The sequence below is a fragment of the Burkholderia sp. CpTa8-5 genome (assembly GCF_017815045.1).
Classification (GTDB): domain Bacteria; phylum Pseudomonadota; class Gammaproteobacteria; order Burkholderiales; family Burkholderiaceae; genus Burkholderia; species Burkholderia sola.
This window is the reverse complement of the sequence record NZ_JAGIQD010000009.1, coordinates 18,898-37,808: the sequence shown is the minus strand read 5'-3', so window position 1 is coordinate 37,808 and position 18,911 is coordinate 18,898. Positions and strand designations below refer to the sequence as shown.

Genomic DNA, 18,911 nt, shown 5'->3' with positions numbered 1-18,911 from the left:
GCCGGCGCGGCCTGCGCCGTTCATTGAAGCTCGACGCGGCGGATCTCGCCGACGACGAACAGGTAGCAGATCACGGCGACGAGCGCATGCGCGACGACATAGACGAGCGCGCCGTTGAACGAGCCGCTGCGGTCGACGATATAGCCGATCGCGATCGGCGTCGTGATGCTGGAAAGGTTGCCGCACGTGTTGAGCAGCGCGCCGCTCAGGCCGGCGATCTGGCGCGGCGCGGTGTCGGCGTTGACGGCCCAGCCGAGCGCGCCGAGCCCCTTGCCGAAGAACGACAGCGCCATGAACAGCACGACGAGCACATGCGAATCGGTGTAGTTGCAGACGATCATCGACATCGACAGCAGCATGCCGAACACGATCGGCACCTTGCGCGCGACCGACAGCGACCGGCCCTGCTTGAGCAGCGCATCGGACACGACGCCGCCGAGAATCCCGCCGAGGAACCCGCACACGGCCGGGATCGACGCGACGAGCCCCGCGTTGAGGATCGACATCCCGCGCGCCTGCACCAGATAGACGGGAAACCACGTGATGAAGAAGTAGGTGAGCGCGTTGATGCAGTACTGTGCGACGTACACGCCGACCAGCATCCGGTTCCTCAGCAGCGCCTTCACGTGACGCATCGACGGGCCGCCTTCGCGTGCGCCCGTCGCCTGGTCGATGTTGACGAGCGCGCCGCCTTCGGCGAGGTAGTCGAGTTCCGCGCGGTTGATGGTCGGGTGCGCCTTCGGGTCGTACATCGTGCGGTTCCACACCAGCACGAACGCGAAGCCGAGCACGCCCATCACCGCGAACACCGACTGCCAGCCGAACGCGTGCACGAGCCAGCCCATCAGCGGCGCGAACACGACGGTCGCCGCGTACTGCGCGGCGTTGAAGATCGCCGATGCGGTGCCGCGTTCGGCGGCCGGGAACCACGCGGACACGATCCGGCTGTTGGCCGGGAACGACGGCGCCTCGGCTGCGCCGACCAGGAAGCGCAGCCCGAACAGCAGCGCGAACGCGGCCGCGCCGCCGAAGAAGCCGATGCCGCCCTGCAGCAGCGTGAACAGCGACCAGAAGAAGATGCTGAATGCGTAGACGATGCGCGACCCGAAGCGGTCGAGCAGCCAGCCGCCCGGCAATTGCGCGATCACGTACGACCAGCCGAACGCCGAGAAGATGAAGCCCATCTGCACGTGGCTCAGGTGCAGCGAGCGGGCCAGCGCGGGGCCCGCGATCGCGATCGCCGCGCGATCCGCGTAGTTGATCGTCGTGACCGCGAACAGCACGGCCAGCACCAGCCAGCGCACGCGGGTGCGCCGGGCCGTTGCCGACGCGGACGCCGGCAATGCGTGAAGCGGATTCATGACTTGTCTCCTCCGAAGGGCGGAAGGCGCCGTCGAGCGGCACGCGCGTCGGGTGCGCGCGTAATGTAGTGATGCCGCCGGCGGAGGCCGGGCACCGGACGCCGAGGCAGGCAGAGCGTCCGGGCCATTCTGTCATGTCGATATTTGCGCTTTCATGCCAATTGCTGACTTGATCGATTCAGCATTTGAATCGATCAGCTGACGCGAGCGGTCTCGCGTACGCGCCCGTCCATGCCGCTGCCGTCGTCGGCGTTCGACGGGCGCGTGTCGCTCGACGACGTACTCCCAGCGCACGCTCGACATCGCGGCGCCGCGACGCCGGGGCGGGCGGCCTGATCGGTCACGCCGGTTCTCCCGGCAGGATGGAACCCGTCGACGATGTTTTTACCCGGATAATATTGACATCCAATTAATACCCGGATAAAAATAGCGTCATTCCGATTCCAGCCCCCGGGCGACCACGATGACCTCTTCCATGCTTCTTCCTTCGTACACGGCCTTCGACGGCCATCGGCGGCTCGCATCGGGCCCGCTTGCGACGGTCGCGCTCGCGGTCCGGCAGGCGGCCGGCGACGCGGCGCCCGGCACGATCCTGATCTTCGACGACGCGACCGGCCGCTCGATCGACCTCGACCTGCGCGGCACGGCGGACGACATCCGGGCGCGCTATGCGGCGCCGTCGGGCGACGCAGCCGGCAGCGCCGGCGAGCCGGGTGGCGCGGTCGCGGGCGAACAGCGCGGCCGCGGCCGGCCGAAGCTTGGCGTGGTGTCGCGCGAGGTTACGCTGCTGCCGCGCCACTGGGAATGGCTCGGCGCGCAGCCGGGCGGTGCGTCGGTCGCGCTGCGCAAGCTCGTCGAGGACGCGCGACGCACGCATGCGGCGGCCGACCGGCAGCGCGACGCGCAGGCGCGCGCATACCACTTCATGTCGGCGATGGCGGGCGACCTGCCCGGTTTCGAGGAAGCCGCGCGGGCGCTGTATGCGAACGATCCGGCGCGGCTGGCCGAACTGATCGCCGGCTGGCCCGACGACGTGCGCGACCATGCGCTCGCGCTGGCGCGCGGCGATCTGCCGCCGGCCGCCGACGACTGCTGACGGAGCGCCGACGCGATGACCGTATTCGACCTGAACCGCGGCGCGATCGCGCCGGTCGCCGACGAAGTCGACGTCGTCGACCTGCGTGTGACGGGCGCCATTCCGCGCGAACTCGACGGCACGTTGCTGCGCAACGGCCCGAACCCGCCGGGCGGCCGCTTCGACGGCAACGACATGCTGTCGTGGTGGCCGGAGGCCGCGATGCTGCATGCGATCGCGTTCGACGACGGCCGCGCGGCCGGCTACCGGAACCGCTGGGCGCGCACGCGGCGCTGGGCCGCCGTCCATGCACCGGGGCAGGCGCCGCATCTGCCCGACACCAATCCGAACGTGAGCGTGCTGCAGCATGCGGGCGAATTGCTCGCGCTGGCCGAGGGCGGCGTGCCGCTCGCGATCACCGCCGCGCTCGATTCGTTCGGCGTGCCGACGCGGCACGCGGGCTTCGACGGCGCGATGACCGCGCATCCGAAGGTCGATCCGGTAACCGGCGAGCTGATCCTGTTTCGCGCGGACTGGCGCGCACCGTGGCTGCGCTACGGCGTCGCGGATGCGCTCGGCGTGCCGCGCGTCGATTTCGAGATCGAGCTGGGCGCGCCGTCGATGATGCACGACCTCGCGATCACCGAAACCCGCAGCCTGCTGCTCGACCTGAACGTCGGCTACGACTTCTCGCTGCTGAAGCAGGGCCACCGGATGCCGCTGCGCTGGCACGACGACCGGCCCGCGCGCATCGGCGTGCTGCCGCGCCACGGCGGCGACGTGCGCTGGTTCGGCGTCGAGCCGTGCTTCATCCAGCACGTCGTGAACGCGTACGACTGCGACGCGTCGTGCATCGTGCTCGACGCGGTGCGCTATCCGTCGTTCCTGCGGCTCGACGCGCGCACGGGCCGCTTCGCCGACAACCCGGTCGGCGAGCTGTGGCGGTACGTGATCGACACCGCGAACGGGCTGATCGACGAAGGGCCGCTCGCCGACGGCGGCATCGAGCTGCCGCGCATCAACGAAAGCCGGACCGGGCGCGGCTACCGCTATCTATATGCGGTCGAGCAGCCGAATAACGCGGAAATGCGCGGCGTGATGCGCTTCGACCACGCGCGCGGCACGACCACGCACTACGCGGTGCCGGCCGGCGACCAGAACGGCGAGCCGGTGTTCGTGCCGCGCCCGGGCGGCGCGGACGAGGACGACGGCTGGCTGCTGGTAATGGTCTACCGCGCGGCGACGGACACGAGCGACGTCGTGATCCTCGATGCGCGCGCGATCGACGCGGGGCCGGTCGCGACCGTGCACCTGCCGCGCCGCGTGCCGGCCGGGTTCCACGGCGCGTGGGTGCCGCGCGAACGTTGAACGTGCGCGTCGGCGCCGCGCGTCACTGCGCGCGCAGCGCGTCGACGATCTTCAGTCGTGCGGCGCGCATCGCCGGCAGGAACCCGCCGACGAGCCCCATCACGAGCGAGAACACGAGCGTCTTCACGACGATCGCGGGCGTCAGCACGAAGCGGAACGACAGGTCCGAGAAGGTCTGGAAATTGGTCGTCGAGAACGACGCGAACTGCATCAGCGACGCGCACGCGAGCCCCGCGACGCCGCCGACGAAGCCGAGCAGCAGCGCCTCCAGCAGGAACGCGGCGAGCACGTTGGTGCGCTTGAAGCCGAGCGCGCGCAGCGTGCCGATCTCGGCCACGCGGTTCGCGACCGACGCATACATCGTGATCATCGCGCCGATCATCGCGGCGATCGAGAAGATCGTCGACAGCGTGATGCCGAGGATGTTGATGAACGTCGACAGCGCCTTCGACTGGTCGCCGTAGAAGGTCTGCTCGCGCTTCGCCTCGTCGGTCAGGCGCGGATCGACGTCGATGTCGGCCTTGAAGCGCGCGAAGCCGTCGGCGCTCGGGATGCGCAGCACCATCGACGAATAGCTGGTGCGCCGGAACGACTGCATCAGCTGGTCGACGTCGCCCCAGATCTCCGAATCGAAGCCGCTGCCGCCCGCGTCCAAGATGCCGACGATGGTCCAGTCGCGCTGCGCGAAGTGCAGGCGATCGCCGAGCTGCGTGCCGCTGAAGCCTTTCGCGATCGCGCTGCCGACGACGATCTCCGACGAGCCCGGCGCGAACGGGCGGCCGGCCACGAGCGTCACGTGCGGCCGCAGCGCGAGGCCCGCCGGCGACACGCCGCGGATCACGACGTTCGACGGCTTGCCGGTCGACGTCTTCACGAGCGAGATCAGCACCACGGCCTCCTTCGACACGAGCGGCCGGCCGTCGGGGCCGAGCGCGACGGCCGGATGCATCTCGAGCGCATTGGCCTGCTGATGGTCGATCGAACTCTGGATCTCGGTCTCGGCGCCCTTGCGGATCACCACCGCGTTGTCGGGTTCGCCGGTCGATACGAGTGTCTTCGTGAGCCCCGCATCGAGCATCTGCACCGTCGCGAACACGAAGATCACGAGCGCCATGCCACCGGCGGTCAACGCGGTGGTGAGCCGCCGGGTCCACAGGTTGCGTGCGATGTAGGTGAGCGGGATCGCCATGCGCGTCTCTATCCGATCGCCCGCAGGCCTTCGACCACGCGCACGCGCGCCGCCTGCCACGCCGGCACGATTGCCGCAGCGAAGCCGACCGCGACCGAGCACGCGGCCTGCAGCACGACCGTCTCGGTCGACACCTTGAATACCGGGAAAATGCCGCCCGCCGCCTGCTTGAACAGGTTCGCGGCGGGCGGCGTCGCGAGCATCCCGAGCCCGCCGCCGACCACCGCGATCACGACCGATTCGCCGAACACGATCAGCGCGAGGAACCCGGGGCCGAAGCCGAGCGCCTTCAGCGTCGCGTATTCGGCCGTGCGCTCGCGCGCGCTCATCGCCATCGCGTTGGCCATCACGGCCATGATGATCAGGATCACCACGTACGACACGAGGCGGATCGCCGCGATGATCTGGTTCGACATCGCGACGAAGCCGAGCTGGAACGCCTGCTCGGTCTCGGTCAGCGTTTCGGCGAGCGAGTTCTTGAACACCGCGTCGACGTTGCGCGCGATCGACGCGCCGTCGTCGGGGTTCGCGACGCCGAGCACGAACACGCCGACCTGGTCGGCCTGCTTCGGCGTGCGCTTGCGCACCGTCTCGTTCAGGTAATCCCAGTGGAACACCAGTTGACGCGTGATCGTCGAGTCGTCGCGGCCGTCGAGAATCCCGCGCACGACGAAGTCCCACGTGCCCGGATAGATCGTGCCTTTCAGCGGAATCACGTCGCCGACCTTGAAGCCGAACTGCGTCGCGAGCTGGCGGCCGACGAGGCAGCCGCGGCGGTCGCGATCGTAGTCGGCGCGCTGCTGCGCCGGCAGGATGAATTCCGGATACAGGTCGAGATAGTTCTCCGACACCGCGAAGCTCGCGAAGAAGTTCTTCGGGTCGCGGTAGATGCCGCCGAACCAGTTCGAGCGGACCACGGCCGTCACGCCGTCGACGCCGCGGATCCGGTTCTCGTAGCTCACCGGCAGCGGAAATACCAGCGAGATCGCGTTGCGCGTGACGAGCCGGCCGCTGGACGCGGCCGCCGCGCCCGCGTACCACGCATCGACGACGGTGTGCAGCAGCCCGAACGCGAGCACGGCGATCGTGAGCCCGAGCACGGTCAGCAGCGTGCGCAGCCGGTGCCGCAGCGCGTTGCGCGCGATCAGCTTCAGCACGTACATCGCGCGCGCTCGCGTCGATCAGGCCGCGTGCCCATCGATCAGCTCCCCCTTTTCCAGATGGACGAGCGAGCGCGCGGCGCCGGCCGCGTGCGCGTCGTGCGTCACCATGATGATCGTCTTGCCGAGCTCGGCGTTCATCCGCTGCAGCATCGCGAGCACGTCGGTGGCCGATGCGCGGTCGAGGTCGCCGGTCGGCTCGTCGGCGACGATCAGCACCGGATCGGTGATCAGCGCGCGCGCGATCGCGACGCGCTGCTGCTGGCCGCCCGACAGCTCCGACGGGTAATGGCTCGTGCGATCGCCGAGATTCACCATGTCGAGCACGAGCTCGACGCGTTCGCGCCGCTCGCGGCGCGACAGGTGCGTGAGCATCAGCGGCAGCTCGACGTTCTCGAACGCGGTGAGCACGGGCATCAGGTTGTAGAACTGGAAGATGAAGCCGACGTTCGCCGCGCGCCATTCGGCCAGTTGCGCCTCGGCGAGTTGCGAGATGTCGAGGCCGCCGACGCGCAGCTCGCCGCTGTCGGGCCGGTCGATGCCGGCCACGAGGTTCAGCAGCGTGCTCTTGCCGGAGCCCGACGGCCCCATCAGCGCGACGAAGTCGCCTTCGCCGATGTCGAGCGTGATGTCGGTCAGCACGGGCACGATCTGGTTGCCGCGCCGGTACGACTTCGCGACGTGGCTGAGCTCGACGAGGGGTGGCCGGGCGTCGTTCACGCGCTACTTCTTCGCGACGGTCACTTTCGCGCCGTCCTTCAGTTTCGCGCCCGGCGCGAGCACGACCGTGTCGCCGGGTTTCACGCCGCGCACCGCGACGAGTTCGCCGATCCGCGCGCCCTTCGTCACGGCCACCGCATGCACGGCGTCGTCCTTCACGACGAACACGACCGGCCGGCCGTCGCGCTCCACGACCGCGCTCGCCTGCACGGCCGTCACCGGCTGCCGGTCCTGCGCCGTCGCCGGCTTCGACAGGAACGCGATCTTCGCGCTCATGTCGGGCAGCACGCGCTCGTCGCGGTCGACGAAGCGCACCTTCACGAGCACGGTGGCCTTCGAGCGGTCCACGGTCGGCACGATGCGCGACACGCGGCCCGCGAAGCGCATGTCGGGCAGCGCGTCGAGCTGGATCTCGCACGGCTGCTCGGCGCGGATCTTCGCGATGTTCGATTCGGCGACGTCGGCCTCGACCTCGAGCGTCTCCATGTCGGCGATCGTCACGACCGCGCCCTTGCTGTCCGACGCGGACGAGAACGGCGTGATGTTGTCGCCGACGTTCGCATGCTTCGCGAGCACGATGCCGTCGAACGGCGCGCGGATCACCGTCTGGTCGACCGCCACCTGCGCGGCCTGCGCGTTCGCTTCGGCCGACACGATCGCGGCCTGGTCGCTGTTGAGCGTCGCGCGCGCCTTGTTCACGCGCGCCGTGTCGGTGTCGAGCTGCGCGGCCGGCACGGCGCCCTTCGGCGCGAGCGCGGCGGTGCGGCGCAGCGCGATCTCCGCATCCTTGAGTTCCGCCTGCGCGACGCCGAGGTTCGCACGGGACACCTGCACCTGCGCACGCGCCTGGGCGAGCGACGCTTGCACGTCGTTGCTTTCGAGACGCGCGATGATCTGGTCCTGCTTCACGCGCGTGCCTTCGAGCACGCCGAGCCACTCGACGCGCCCCTGGCCCTTCGACGCGACCGCGGCCTTGCGCTGCGGCACGACGTAGCCGGTCGCATTGAGCTGCGTATCGTTCTGGTACGGGTAGGCGGACGTGACGGACGTGGTGTCGACGGTCGGCCGGCCGGTGAGCGCGAGGCCGGCGACGATCGCGACGACGACGAGCGCGGCGGCGACCGCATAGCGCCCCCAGCGGCGCCGGCGCGGCACCGGGGCGATCGGACGCCGGTCGATTTTCAGTTTGTCCAGATTGTGATCGGGCAATTTGAGCGCCTCGAGACGGCGGCGGTCGTGCGACCGGCCGCGATCTGGTTTCCGGGGAAAGGGACGGATGGACGCCAGTATAAGCGTCGCTCCGGCGCCGCGCGAGCCGGTTTGCGGCGCCGTGCGGCGGCGGCCCGTCCGGCCCGCTGGCGCCGGCCGACGCGCCCGCCCCCGGGGAAACCCGAGGATGCAAGCAACGTGTCAACTTGCCGCGAATGCGGTGCGTTATGGAACCAGTGCGTCAGGTTTTGTCGCGACGGAACGGCGAAAGCCGGCCTCGCGGCCTGGGGCTCCGGTGCGAATGCCTCGCATCTTTACTTACCGGTACGTTTGATTTTTTCTCCGCTAAAGGAAGAACAATGAAGAAGACGCTCGCTTCGATCATCGCCGCAGCATTCGCACTCGCATCGGTTTCGGCATTCGCACAGGCGTCCGCGCCGGCAGCCGACACGTCGGCTGCCGCATCGGCACCGGCCAAGAAGGATCACAGCAAGCCGAAGCACCAACTGAAGCACCACGGCTCGAAGAAGGGCCAGGCGAAGGCTGCAGCCGCATCGGCCGCCGGCACGAACGACGCAGGCACGCAGAACTAAGCGGTTCCGCCGCCACGGCCGGCGTTGCCGGTCATCGGTCGGCCAACCCCGCATGCTCCGGCATGCGGGGTTTTGTTTTTTCAGGCGCCGAATGCGCACCGCGCCCGGCCGGCGGCAGGCGCTGCAGCGCGCCGGCATCTGTGTTTAACTCGCGGCTTCACGGAGCGAAGGAGCGAGACATGGATCTCGGGTTTATCGGGCTGGGCGAAATGGGGCAGGCGATCGCGACGAACCTGCTGAAGGCGGGCCACACGGTGCGGGTCTGGAACCGGTCGCGCGAGCGGGCCGAGCCGCTCGCGGCATTCGGCGCGCAGATCGTCGACACGCCGGCCGACGCGTTTCGCGGCGACGCCGTGTTCTCGATGCTCGGCGACGATGCGGCCGCGCGCGCGGTGTTCGACGACGCGCTGCTGGCCCAGGCGCCGCGCGGGCTGATCCACGTGAACATGGCGACCGTGTCGGTCGCGCTCGCCGAATCGCTCGCGCACGCGCATGCGTCGCGCGGCATCGACTATGTCGCCGCGCCGGTGATGGGCCGGCCCGACGTCGCGGCCGCCGCGCGCCTGACGATCATGGCCGGCGGCCCGGCCGAGGCGATCGACCGCATGCAGCCGCTGTTCGACGCGATCGGCCAGAAGACCTGGCGCTTCGGCTCGCTGCCGCAGCACGCGAACGTCGCGAAGATCGCCGCGAACTTCACGCTCGCGTCGGCGATCGAGACGCTCGGCGAGGCGTCCGCGCTGCTCGGCGCGCACGGCGTCGCGATGCGCGATTTCCTCGACGTGATCACCAGCAGCGTGTTTCCGGGGCCCGTCTACGAAGGCTACGGCGCGATGATCGCCGAGCGGCGCTACGAGCCCGCGCGCTTCAAGGCGCGGCTCGGGCTGAAGGACGTCCGGCTCGCGCTGGAGGCCGGCGACGCGACGTCGGTGCCGCTGCCGGTGGCGAGCGTCGTGCGCGACAGCCTGCTCGATGCGCTCGCGCACGGCGGCGGCGACCAGGATTTCGCGGTGCTCGGCGAGGCCGCGCTGCGCCGCGCGGGCCGCTGACACGCGACAGAAGCGCGGTGCGCACGGCATAATCGACAGTCCGTTTTCCCTACATTCATTTCAGGCAGAGGCAGTCATGAACTTGCATACGTGGTGGCTTTTCGTGGCGACGGTGTTCGTCGTGTCGGCGATTCCGGGCCCGAACATGCTGCTCGTGATGACGCACGGCGCGCGCCACGGGCTGCGGCGCTCGTCCGCGACGATGGCCGGCTGCCTGAGCGCGCTGGTGCTGATGCTCGCGGTCTCCGCGGCCGGGCTCGGCGCGGTGCTCGAAGCATGGCCGGCGACGTTCGATGCGTTGCGCTTCGCGGGCGCAGCCTATCTGATCTATCTCGGCGTGAAGGCGTGGCGCGCGCGCGTGGACGACGCGCCGGCGGCCGACGTCGATGCGGTGTCGTCGCAAGCGGCCTCGACATCGCGCGTCGCGCTGTTCCGCAACGGCTTCCTGGTCGCGGGCAGCAACCCGAAGGCGATCCTGTTCGCGGCCGCGCTGCTGCCGCAGTTCATCAACGCGGCCGAGCCGACGCTGCCGCAGTTCGGCATCCTCGTCGTCACGTTTGCGGTGATCGAGGTGAGCTGGTATCTCGTCTACGCGGCGTTCGGCACGCGCATCGGCGCCACGCTGAAGAGCCAGAGCGTCGCGAAGGTGTTCAACCGGCTGACGGGCGGGCTGTTCGTCGGCTTCGGCGCGATGATGGCGCTGGTCCGTCACTGATTCCCGGCCGACCCCGGCGTACCGAATGCCCCATCTCTCGCAAGAGGGTGGGGCGTTCGGCTTTTGGGCGCCGCTTCACCGGTGAGTGCTCACGCACGCGGCCGATCCAGCGCCGCCGCGCCGGGCCCGCGTCCGGTCGCCAGCCCGAACACGGTCGCCGCGCCGGCGAACGCGAATCCGACGCCACACACCGCGCTCCAGCCGCCCCATGCCCACGCGCTGCCCGCGAGCGCCGCGCCGAGCGCGCCGCCGACGAAGAACAGCCCGACGAACAGCCCGTTCAGGCGTCCGCGCGCGGCCGGGTTCAGCAGGTTGATCGCGCGGCGACCAATCGTCTGATCGACGATCACGCCCGCATCGAGCAGCGCCGCGCCGCCGGCCAGCAGCGCGAGCGCGACGCCGCGATGCGCGTGCGCATCGAAGCCGAACCAGCCTGCGCCGGCGATGCCGAGCACGACGAGCGCCGCGAGCATCGTGCCGTGCGCGAGCCGTTGCGCGGCCGGGCCGTGGCCGCGGTCGCCCGCGCGGCCGGCGAGCGGCGTGACGATCGCGCCGCTGGCGCCGGCGAACGCGAACAGCGCAATGCCGTGCAGATCGAGCGCGAACGGCGGCTGCGCGAGCCGCAGCCCGACGGCGGTCCAGAACGCGCTGAACGCGGCCATCGCGAGCGCGGCCAACAGCGCATGCCGGCGCAGCACCGGTTCGTCGGCAAGCAGCCGTCCCATCGACGCGAGCAACGCGCGGTAACTGGCCGTGATCGACGGCGTGCGCGCCGGCAGGCGCAGCGCGAGCACGACCGCGATCGCCGCGTTCGCGAGCGCGGCGAGCAGATAGAACGCACGCCAGCCTGCCGACCCCGCGATCAGGCTTGCGAGCGGCCGCGACAGCAGGATCCCGAGCATCAGCCCGCTCATCACGTTGCCGACCGCGCGGCCGCGCTGCGCGTCGGGCGCCATCGACGCGGCCATCGGCACGAGCATCTGGATGACGCTCGACGCGGCGCCGGCCGCGAGCGTCGCGAGCAGGAACACGGCGCCCGACTGCGTGAAGGCGGGCAGCGCGAGCGCGGCCGCGCAGACGGCGAGCGTCGCGACGATCAAACGGCGGTTCTCGAGCAGGTCGACCAGCGGCACGAGCAACGCGAGCCCGGCCGCATAGCCGAGCTGCGGCAGCATCGCGACGAGGCCCGCGAGGCCGGGCGGCAGGTGCAGGTCCGCGCTGATCGGGCCGGTCAACGGCTGCGCGGCGAACAGGTCCATCACGATCACGCCGACCGTCGCGGCGAAGAACAGCGTCATGCCGGTGCTCAGTGCGGGCGGCGCGGGCGCGGCGACGGTCGGAGAAACGGGGGCGGAGCAACGATTGGCAGGGCAGTTCATTGCAAACCAGGAGGAGTCGAAGGAACGCCCATCGTAGGTGTCCGATCTTTATGCGACAATTGAAATATGTCTAACATGATTATGCGAGTTTGTTTTGAATACGCGTGATCTCCAGGCGTTCGTCGCGGTCGTCGACAGCGGGTCGATGGTCGCCGCGGCCGCGAAGCTCCACCTGACGCAGCCGGGCCTGACGCGGCGCGTGCAGAACCTCGAAACGCTGCTTGGCGTGCCGTTGCTCGAACGGCAGAGCAAGCCGCTGAAGCCGACCGCCGCCGGGCGCGACGTCTACGCGCTCGCGCGCAACGTGCTCGGCGCGGTCGACGAACTGATGGCGGCGGGCACACCGGACAGCGAGCCGTCGGGCGAGCTGCGCATCGGCGTGCCGCCGTTTCTGTCCGAACTCGCGCTGGAGCGGCCGATCGACCGGCTGCGCGACGCGTTTCCGCGCCTCACGCTGCGCGTGACGGCCGGCTGGTCGCCCGCGCTGGTGCAGGGCATCGAGCGCGGTGCGCTCGACGTCGCGACCGTGATGGTGCCCGCGAGCGCGGCGCTGCCGGACGCATTGACGGCGACGCTGCTCGCCACGCAGCCGACGGTGCTCGTGGCCGCACGCGATTTCCCGCTGCCGGACGGCCCGCTGTCGCTCGACACGCTGTCGGGCTTTCCGTGGGTACTGAGCCAGGACGGCTGTGGGATGCGTTCGGCGCTGAGCCGCGCGCTCGGCGCGGCCGGGCTGCCGTTCGACGTCGCGGTCGAGGCATTCGGCTCGGAACTGCAGTTGTCGCTCGTCGCGCGCGGCGCCGGCATCGGCATCGCGCCGCCGAACGCGCTGGCGCGCAGCGCGCATCGCGATGCGCTGAGGGTGGTGGAAACGGCGGGGCTGGAAACGCGGATCAACGTATGGATCGTGCACGGCACGCTGCCGGGCCGCCTCATGCGGCCGGTCGCGCTGCTGCGCGACGCACTGGGCGAGGTGCTGGAGCGGGAGAGCGGAAAGGGGTCAGGCGCCGTGACGGAGAAGTAGAGGCCGCGTTCGAGGGAAAATCCTTATTTTCTCTACGGAAATGTTGCATTGCGGAAACCGATTCGATATGATTGCACCTGTCTCCTCCATGTCTCCTCTGATATGGATTCAGCCCGCCGATCAGGCGGGCTTTTTTTTGCCTGCGATTGAGTCGCAGCGCTCCATTTCCATTCGCCGACGGCCGCCGCGCTCAGAACTTGTATGTCATCCCGACGTAGCTGATGATCGGGTCCGCCTTCAGGTCCGATTTCGACTCGGCGAGCACCGAGCCGTCCGCCGCCTTGATCGTCACCGTCGACGTCGTCTTCAGCGGGATGTAGGTCACCGACGCGACCAGCCCGAAGTGTTCCGTCAAGTTGTACTGCAGGCCCGCGTTGAACACCGGCTGCCACGACGACGATGCCTTCGCCTCCACCGACGTCGTACCCGGCTTGCCCGCGCCCGCCGCGAGGATCGCGCCGAGGTTGTCCTGCGTCTGCTTGATGAAGTTCGTATTGAGCTGCAGGTCGCTGAACCAGTTGTACGACACGCCGAGGCCGAGGAACGGGCGGAACTTCGCGGTCGCCTGCCCGAAGTAGTACTGCAGGATCACCGCCGGGCTCCACTGCCGCACGCTCTTCACGATCGGATTGACCGAGGCCAGCCCGATGTTCTGCGTGCCGAGCGCGCCGGCCGGCCCCGGCGGCTTGATCGTGCCCTGGCCCGACACCTTGAACACCGGCGGCACGCCGGCCACCGACGTGACCGCGATATGGTCGGTCAGGAAGTGGCTGACCGTCAGGCCGACGGTGTCGGCGCCGCTCGTGTGCAGCCCGGTGCCGGCCGACGTGAACGACGGCGGCAGCCGCAGCGGCGTGTTGATCGGCGTCGGCGCGACGTTGGTCGTCATCGGCGTGCTGCTCTGCTGCGGCATGATGTGGAACCAGCCCAGCGTGACGACGTTGCTGCCGGCGCTCTGCGCGTGCGCGGCGAGCGGCGCCACGGCGGCGGCGCCGGCCGCCGCGCAGAGAAGGGTTTTCTTCATCACGGCTTTCCCCTCCGCTTACTGGACGAATGCGCCGATCGTGAAATACGGCGTCGATCCCGCGTTGTCGAGGAAACCGAACACGCCGCCCGAGAAGATGAACTTGCCGGTCGGCGACGTGCTGCCCGAACCCGTATGGATCGTCGTGACCGTGCCCGGCACCTTCTGCGTGTAGTCCAGGTCGAGCACTCTCGTGAGCGACGCCTGCGACGGCTGGAACGGATCGAGCAGCGTGGCCTGCTTGTCGATCAGCGCGGTGGTCCGGTAATCGAACTGGCTGTCGACGCCGATGTATTCGCCGTTCTGCGAACCGGCCGCGACGGCCGTCTGCGGCGCGAGGATCGAGATGCTCGATTCGTCGTCGGCGGTCAGGCCCGGCACGCCGTTGCTGTCCGGCGTCGGGTTCGGGTTCGCGACCCCCGTGCGCACGAGGATCGGCACGAGCTGGTTGCGCAGCTTGCCGACGACCATGAAGCCCTTGCCCTGCGGCGTGGCCGACAGCGTCGGCTTCAGCTGGCTCGCGTAGTTGTTCGACTGGAACGCGCCGCTGCCGTCGGCCGACTGCACGAAGTTCGTGCCCTGCTGCGTGCACGCGCCGCCGGCGAACTGGCCGGTCGTGTCGCACTTGGTCCACGTGCCGTCCGCGTTGATCGTCACTTTCGCGTCGATCGACGCCGGCCCGAATTTCTGCGACGGCACTTCGCCGAAGCCGATGTGGCTGTACGTACCCGCGACCTTCGTGATGTCGGTTTCGATCGACGAGAACCCGATGAACGGGTAGTACGGGAATTTCGTGTCGGGCACCGCGGCCTGGCCGAGCACGCCGTCGAACTGGATCTCCTTGCCGGGAATCGTGCCGCCCGCGACGCCGAAGCCGACGAAGATGCGCGCCGGACGCGACGCATCGAGGCTCGCGCCGTTCAGGCGGAACGCGCACTGGTTCAGCTTGTTGGTCGGCAGCAGCGTTTCCTGCGTGAGCGTGCCGCTGTCGACGGTGCCCGCGCGGGTCGGCGTGACGGTGCCGGTCTTTTGCGGCACCGCCGATTCGACATAGGTGACCTGCCAGGTCATCTTGGTCGTGTCGAGCTGGACCTTCGCGAGTTCGCCGCTGCCCGCGCCGCCCGTAAACACGGTGTTGTAGTCGAGCGTGGTAGGGCAAAGCCGCTCTTCGACGAGCGGCGGCGGGTTGTCGCTGCCGCCGCCGCAGGCGGAAAGAAGGGGGCCGGCAAAGGCCGCCGCCAGAATGAGGTTGCGCTTCATGTTGCTCCTCCAGATTTGTCTTGTGCGGCGGCCAGCTCCCTGTCGGCCGCTTCTGTTGGTCGTGCTCGTCTTGTTGGCGCCGTGCCGGGCGCCTTCGTGCCTTCCCTGCGTCACGCGGCGGCAGGCCGGCCGCCGCGTCCCCGATCGCTACTTGCTGATCTGCGCGCCCACGCCGAAGTACGGGGTCGACGACGTCGTCGAATTCGCCGACGTCGACGTGACGCCGCCGTTTACCGTGCCCTGGATCAGCGCCGCGTACAGCCCGCCCGTCGCGATCACCACGCCCGATGCGGACGGGTAGCTCGCGCCGCTCGGCGGGGCGGTTTTCGCGTTCAGCAGGCCCGGTGTCGTCTGGCCGTAGTCGAGCGTGAAGCCGTCTTCCTCGGCCTGCGTGGACGGGTTGATGAACGACGCGTTGCCGCCGCGGATCAGCGCGGCCGTGTACTTGAAGTTCGAGTCCGCGCCCGCGTAGCCGCCATCGATCGCGCCCGACGTGATCGCCGTCGCCGCGCCGAGCACCGCGATGCCCGATTCGTCGTCGACCTGCGCATCGAGGTGCAGTGGCGGCGTGCCGAGGTTCACGTTGCCCGTGCGCACGATCACCGGCACCGTCGCGCCGTTGAGCTGGCCGATCACCATGTGCGCGGTGGCCGACTTGCCGGTCGCGCCGACGATCGGCAGTTGCGTCTGCGGCAGCGTCTGCGGCGCCTTGGCGCTGTCGAAGTAGCCGCCGTTCGCGCTCGTTTTCCACGGATCGCCGGTCGTCTGGCAGCCACCCGATCCGCTCGACGTGCACGCGCCGTTCGCGTCGAACGTCTCGCTCGAGGTCGAGCCCTTCGTCGCGTAGTTGCCCGACGGCACGAGGTGGTAGAGCAGCGCGTTGTACGTGCCCGGCAGTTTTGACAGATCGGTCGTCGTGTTTGCGAAGCCGAGGAACGGATAGAAGTCGAAGTGACGGTTCGGCACCTGGCCGACGTTCTGCACGACGCCCGGGATGATCGTCAGCCCGTCGTACTGGATCGTCGCGCCCGGAATGCCGCCGCCCGCGACGCCCATGCCGACCAGCAGCATCGGCGGGTTCGCCTGGTTGAAGTCGGCGGCCGTCGAATAGGTCGAGCCGTCCGGCGCGGGGCCGGTGCCCGGCGTGAGGACGAACGCGCAGCGCGTCTGCTCGGCGGTCGGCAGCGTGCCGGTCGGCGGATGAATGACCTTGCCGGTGATCGTCGTGCCGACGCGGCTCGGCGTGACGGTGCCCGTCTTCAGCGGAATCGGCGATTCGAGCCACTTGAGCGTGTACGTCATCGCGACCGCGTCGATGTTGACGCTGACGATCTCGCCGCTACCCGCGCCGCCGAGATACGTGCTCTTCACGATATCCGCGTTGGCCGGGCACAGTGCGCCGTTGATCGGTTGCGAAGGCGGCTGCCCTTGCGTGCCGCAGCTCGAGCCGGAACATTGGGGCGCGTTGATCGGCGCGAGCGCGCCGCCTGAGTCCCCCCCACCACATGCAACCAGGAAAGGGGCAATGGCAAAGGCCGTTGCCACCCCCTTCGATAAGGTGTGCGACATGCCGCTGTCTCCAATCGTTTAATTGTGCGAGCTAATGTCGCTGCCTGTGTTTTTGCTGTCAATTGATGAACCCGTCTAAAAAAGGCGATTGAAACGGGATCTGCGAATTGAATGCTTGCCCAATAAGGCAAACGGTAAGAATTTAAACGCGGAACGGGCTACCGAAAGCTGCCGGAGTGGGGGATGCGCGACGCCCGGCACGCTCTCGCAGCACCTTCTGGCGTATAACGGCTGCGTTTAAATCAACGGGTATCCGGTTTATCCCTATTCGGGATTGACTGGATAAGGAAGGGGCGAATTAATCCACTTGTAATCGCGCAATGGAAAGCTTGTAAATATTTGTAAATGCGCGGCGCGGTGTTTTTATATATTGCCTGATACGGGTAAATAAAAAGCCGGCCAACGGCCGGCTTTGCATCGCATGCGATGTTGAATCAGCGTTTGAGGCCCGCGTCCTCGGCCGCGCCGATGTTGAGGTTCATGCACTGGATCGCGGCGCCCGACGCGCCCTTGCCGAGGTTGTCGAGGCGCGCGACCGTGACGAAGCGCTCCGCGTTGCCGAACACGAACAGGTCGACGCGGTTCGTGTCGTTGTTCGCCTGCACGTCGAAGAAGCCGCCGTCGAGGTTCGCGTCCGCATCGAACGGCGCGACGCGCACGAACGCTTCGTCCGCGTAGTACTCGGCGAACACGCGCTGCACGTCCTGCGGCGTCGCGCGCTTCGCGAGCTGCTCGGGCGTGAAGTAGGTCGTCACCGCGAGGCCCTTCAGGAACGGGCCGACGATCGGCGTGAAGATCGGTGCGTGCGCGAGGCCCGTGTGCGCGGCCATTTCCGGCAGGTGCTTGTGCGCGAGGCCGAGCGCGTACGGGCGCGGGCTCGCGAGCTTGCCGCCCGGCGTGGCGCTTTCGTACTCGGCGATCATCGACTTGCCGCCGCCGCTGTAGCCGGTGATCGAGTAGCTGTGCGCGGCGAACGTCGGCGCGACGATGCCCGCATCGACGAGCGGCCGCATCGCGAGCACGAACGCCGACGCGTGGCAGCCGGGCACCGCGATGCGCTTCGACGTGCGAATCTTCTCGCGCTGCGCGCGGGTCAGCTCGGGCAGGCCGTACGCCCAGTCGGCGCTGGTGCGGAACGCGGTGCTCGCGTCGATCAGCGTGGTGTTCGGGTTCTCGACGAGCGACGCGGATTCGCGCGACGCGACGTCCGGCAGGCACAGGAACGTGACGTCCGACGCGTTGATCAGGCGGCGGCGCTCGTCGACGTCCTTGCGCTTCGCTTCCTCGATGCGCAGGATCTCGATGTCGCTGCGTGCCGACAGGTATTCGAAGATCTTGAGGCCGGTCGTGCCTTCCTGGCCGTCGACAAAAACTTTGGTGCTCATTTCGCTCTCACTGAATGAAACGGGAGCCGCGGCGCCCTGAAACCGCCATTTTAAGACGTCATCCGGCGGCACTGCAGCGCGCGGGGCGAAAAAAGACGGCCGGCGGGCCGTCTTCGCGTCCATCTTCGTGTCCCTTTGACGCCCGCCGGTACGTGTGCGGGCCGGGGAACGCGCGCGCTCAGCGGGCGCCGGCGTCCCAGCGGGCGGTCGCTTCGGCGACGCGCCGGCCGAATGCCTTGCCGGTCTCGAGGTCGCCCGGCAGCGGCCCTTCGTCGGGCGTCGCATCGGCCGGCGACTGCGCGAGCAGGCCCGTCGAGCCGCCGAGATAGTTGATGTCGTTGCGCGTGGCCGCCTTCGAGTTCGCCGGCATCAGGCTCGTGCCGACCCACACCATCCCATGCTGCATCGCCAGCGTGACGAAATATTGAATCGTCGAGAACTTGTCGCCGTTCATCGTCGCGGAGTTCGTGAAGCCCGCGGCGATTTTGTCCTTCCATTTCTGCGTGAACCACGCTTTCGACGTGGCATCGGCGAATTGCTTGAACTGCGCGGACGGGCCGCCCATGTAGGTCGGCGCGCCGAAGACGATCGCGTCCGCCGCGTCGAGCGCGGCCCAGCCTGCGTCGTCGAGGTCGCCGACGGCGATCAGGCGCACGTTCGCGCCGGCGTCCTGCGCGCCGGCGTGCACGGCTTCGGCCAGTTTCTGCGTGTGACCGTAGCCGCTGTGATAGACGATGACGATGTTCGACATGAAGCGTTCTCCGGAAAGGGACGGGAACGGCGGGCCGCCGGCTCGCCGCGTCACGCGTCGCCGGCAGGCGGCGCGACGGT

At 68.9% G+C, this 18,911-nt stretch carries 17 protein-coding genes; 6 read left to right on the top strand and 11 right to left on the bottom strand.

What is annotated here, in order from left to right; translation table 11 throughout:
• Window positions 1-20: 20 nt before the first annotated feature.
• Window positions 21-1,361 (bottom strand): MFS transporter, encoded by a 1,341-nt coding sequence (locus tag J8I35_RS15815; protein WP_124556840.1) that lies wholly within the window; start codon window positions 1,359-1,361, stop codon window positions 21-23.
• A 463-nt stretch (window positions 1,362-1,824) separates the two neighbouring features.
• Between J8I35_RS15815 and J8I35_RS15810 the strand changes: the two genes are divergently transcribed.
• Together J8I35_RS15810 and J8I35_RS15805 are read left to right on the top strand one after the other, a co-directional pair.
• On the top strand, window positions 1,825-2,457 hold the full coding sequence (locus tag J8I35_RS15810) for a DUF2239 family protein (protein ID WP_209926128.1): 633 nt from the start codon (window positions 1,825-1,827) through the stop codon (window positions 2,455-2,457).
• A gap of 15 nt (window positions 2,458-2,472) precedes the next feature.
• Entirely contained in the window at window positions 2,473-3,804 is a 1,332-nt protein-coding gene (locus tag J8I35_RS15805) for a carotenoid oxygenase family protein (RefSeq protein ID WP_209926127.1), read from the top strand.
• 22 nt (window positions 3,805-3,826) lie between these two features.
• On the opposite strand, the gene J8I35_RS15800 is transcribed toward J8I35_RS15805, so the two are convergent.
• Genes J8I35_RS15800 through J8I35_RS15785 form a run of 4 tightly spaced genes read right to left on the bottom strand, consistent with a single transcriptional unit; the run spans window position 3,827 to window position 8,082 of the window.
• Entirely contained in the window at window positions 3,827-4,993 is a 1,167-nt protein-coding gene (locus J8I35_RS15800; protein ID WP_050011847.1) for an ABC transporter permease, read from the bottom strand.
• 8 nt (window positions 4,994-5,001) lie between these two features.
• Window positions 5,002-6,156, bottom strand: coding sequence for an ABC transporter permease (locus tag J8I35_RS15795; RefSeq protein ID WP_050011848.1), 1,155 nt, complete (start codon window positions 6,154-6,156; stop codon window positions 5,002-5,004).
• A gap of 18 nt (window positions 6,157-6,174) precedes the next feature.
• Window positions 6,175-6,873: an ABC transporter ATP-binding protein gene (locus tag J8I35_RS15790; RefSeq protein WP_050011849.1), complete on the bottom strand. Its 699-nt coding sequence runs from the start codon at window positions 6,871-6,873 to the stop codon at window positions 6,175-6,177.
• Between the two features lie 3 nt (window positions 6,874-6,876).
• Window positions 6,877-8,082: an efflux RND transporter periplasmic adaptor subunit gene (locus tag J8I35_RS15785; RefSeq protein ID WP_204383556.1), complete on the bottom strand. Its 1,206-nt coding sequence runs from the start codon at window positions 8,080-8,082 to the stop codon at window positions 6,877-6,879.
• A gap of 359 nt (window positions 8,083-8,441) precedes the next feature.
• Here J8I35_RS15785 and J8I35_RS15780 point away from each other — a divergent pair, with 359 nt between their 5' ends.
• From J8I35_RS15780 to J8I35_RS15770, 3 genes are all read left to right on the top strand, one after another.
• Window positions 8,442-8,675 carry a hypothetical protein gene (locus tag J8I35_RS15780; RefSeq protein ID WP_012327737.1) on the top strand — a complete coding sequence of 78 codons (234 nt, stop codon included), beginning with the start codon at window positions 8,442-8,444 and terminating at the stop codon, window positions 8,673-8,675.
• Between the two features lie 62 nt (window positions 8,676-8,737).
• A complete protein-coding gene (locus tag J8I35_RS15775; protein ID WP_280884377.1) occupies window positions 8,738-9,724 on the top strand; it encodes an NAD(P)-dependent oxidoreductase in 987 nt (328 codons plus the stop codon).
• A 76-nt stretch (window positions 9,725-9,800) separates the two neighbouring features.
• Window positions 9,801-10,439, top strand: coding sequence for a LysE family translocator (locus J8I35_RS15770; protein ID WP_050011852.1), 639 nt, complete (start codon window positions 9,801-9,803; stop codon window positions 10,437-10,439).
• Window positions 10,440-10,528: 89 nt separating this feature from the next.
• Here the strand turns inward: J8I35_RS15770 and J8I35_RS15765 are convergent, their stop codons facing one another.
• On the bottom strand, window positions 10,529-11,818 hold the full coding sequence (locus J8I35_RS15765) for an MFS transporter (protein WP_209926126.1): 1,290 nt from the start codon (window positions 11,816-11,818) through the stop codon (window positions 10,529-10,531).
• Between the two features lie 94 nt (window positions 11,819-11,912).
• Between J8I35_RS15765 and J8I35_RS15760 the strand changes: the two genes are divergently transcribed.
• Entirely contained in the window at window positions 11,913-12,842 is a 930-nt protein-coding gene (locus J8I35_RS15760) for a LysR family transcriptional regulator (protein WP_050011854.1), read from the top strand.
• A 190-nt stretch (window positions 12,843-13,032) separates the two neighbouring features.
• Here the strand turns inward: J8I35_RS15760 and J8I35_RS15755 are convergent, their stop codons facing one another.
• The 5 genes from J8I35_RS15755 to J8I35_RS15735 all read right to left on the bottom strand — a co-directional run bounded on the left by J8I35_RS15755 (window position 13,033) and on the right by J8I35_RS15735 (window position 18,831).
• The gene (locus J8I35_RS15755; RefSeq protein ID WP_089488059.1) at window positions 13,033-13,866 is read right to left on the bottom strand and encodes an OmpW family outer membrane protein; all 834 of its coding nucleotides are present in this window, start codon (window positions 13,864-13,866) and stop codon (window positions 13,033-13,035) included.
• 18 nt (window positions 13,867-13,884) lie between these two features.
• Window positions 13,885-15,126, bottom strand: a complete 1,242-nt coding sequence (locus tag J8I35_RS15750; protein ID WP_209926125.1) for a DUF2957 domain-containing protein — start codon at window positions 15,124-15,126, stop codon at window positions 13,885-13,887.
• Between the two features lie 147 nt (window positions 15,127-15,273).
• Complete coding sequence (locus J8I35_RS15745; RefSeq protein ID WP_089488060.1) at window positions 15,274-16,695, bottom strand: DUF2957 domain-containing protein; 1,422 nt, start codon at window positions 16,693-16,695, stop codon at window positions 15,274-15,276.
• A 434-nt stretch (window positions 16,696-17,129) separates the two neighbouring features.
• Window positions 17,130-18,080 (bottom strand): N-acetyl-gamma-glutamyl-phosphate reductase, encoded by a 951-nt coding sequence (argC, locus tag J8I35_RS15740; RefSeq protein ID WP_209926124.1) that lies wholly within the window; start codon window positions 18,078-18,080, stop codon window positions 17,130-17,132.
• Window positions 18,081-18,258: 178 nt separating this feature from the next.
• Entirely contained in the window at window positions 18,259-18,831 is a 573-nt protein-coding gene (locus J8I35_RS15735) for a flavodoxin family protein (RefSeq protein ID WP_011546661.1), read from the bottom strand.
• Window positions 18,832-18,911: the final 80 nt, after the last annotated feature.

Coding starts and splice junctions, on each gene's coding strand:
- J8I35_RS15815 (WP_124556840.1), bottom strand. CDS start 1,361: ATGAATCCGCTTCACGCATTGCCGGCGTCCGCGTCGGCAACGGCCCGG.
- J8I35_RS15810 (WP_209926128.1), top strand. CDS start 1,825: ATGACCTCTTCCATGCTTCTTCCTTCGTACACGGCCTTCGACGGCCAT.
- J8I35_RS15805 (WP_209926127.1), top strand. CDS start 2,473: ATGACCGTATTCGACCTGAACCGCGGCGCGATCGCGCCGGTCGCCGAC.
- J8I35_RS15800 (WP_050011847.1), bottom strand. CDS start 4,993: ATGGCGATCCCGCTCACCTACATCGCACGCAACCTGTGGACCCGGCGG.
- J8I35_RS15795 (WP_050011848.1), bottom strand. CDS start 6,156: ATGTACGTGCTGAAGCTGATCGCGCGCAACGCGCTGCGGCACCGGCTG.
- J8I35_RS15780 (WP_012327737.1), top strand. CDS start 8,442: ATGAAGAAGACGCTCGCTTCGATCATCGCCGCAGCATTCGCACTCGCA.
- J8I35_RS15775 (WP_280884377.1), top strand. CDS start 8,738: ATGCGGGGTTTTGTTTTTTCAGGCGCCGAATGCGCACCGCGCCCGGCC.
- J8I35_RS15770 (WP_050011852.1), top strand. CDS start 9,801: ATGAACTTGCATACGTGGTGGCTTTTCGTGGCGACGGTGTTCGTCGTG.
- J8I35_RS15765 (WP_209926126.1), bottom strand. CDS start 11,818: ATGAACTGCCCTGCCAATCGTTGCTCCGCCCCCGTTTCTCCGACCGTC.
- J8I35_RS15755 (WP_089488059.1), bottom strand. CDS start 13,866: ATGAAGAAAACCCTTCTCTGCGCGGCGGCCGGCGCCGCCGCCGTGGCG.
- J8I35_RS15750 (WP_209926125.1), bottom strand. CDS start 15,126: ATGAAGCGCAACCTCATTCTGGCGGCGGCCTTTGCCGGCCCCCTTCTT.
- J8I35_RS15745 (WP_089488060.1), bottom strand. CDS start 16,695: ATGTCGCACACCTTATCGAAGGGGGTGGCAACGGCCTTTGCCATTGCC.
- argC (WP_209926124.1), bottom strand. CDS start 18,080: ATGAGCACCAAAGTTTTTGTCGACGGCCAGGAAGGCACGACCGGCCTC.
- J8I35_RS15735 (WP_011546661.1), bottom strand. CDS start 18,831: ATGTCGAACATCGTCATCGTCTATCACAGCGGCTACGGTCACACGCAG.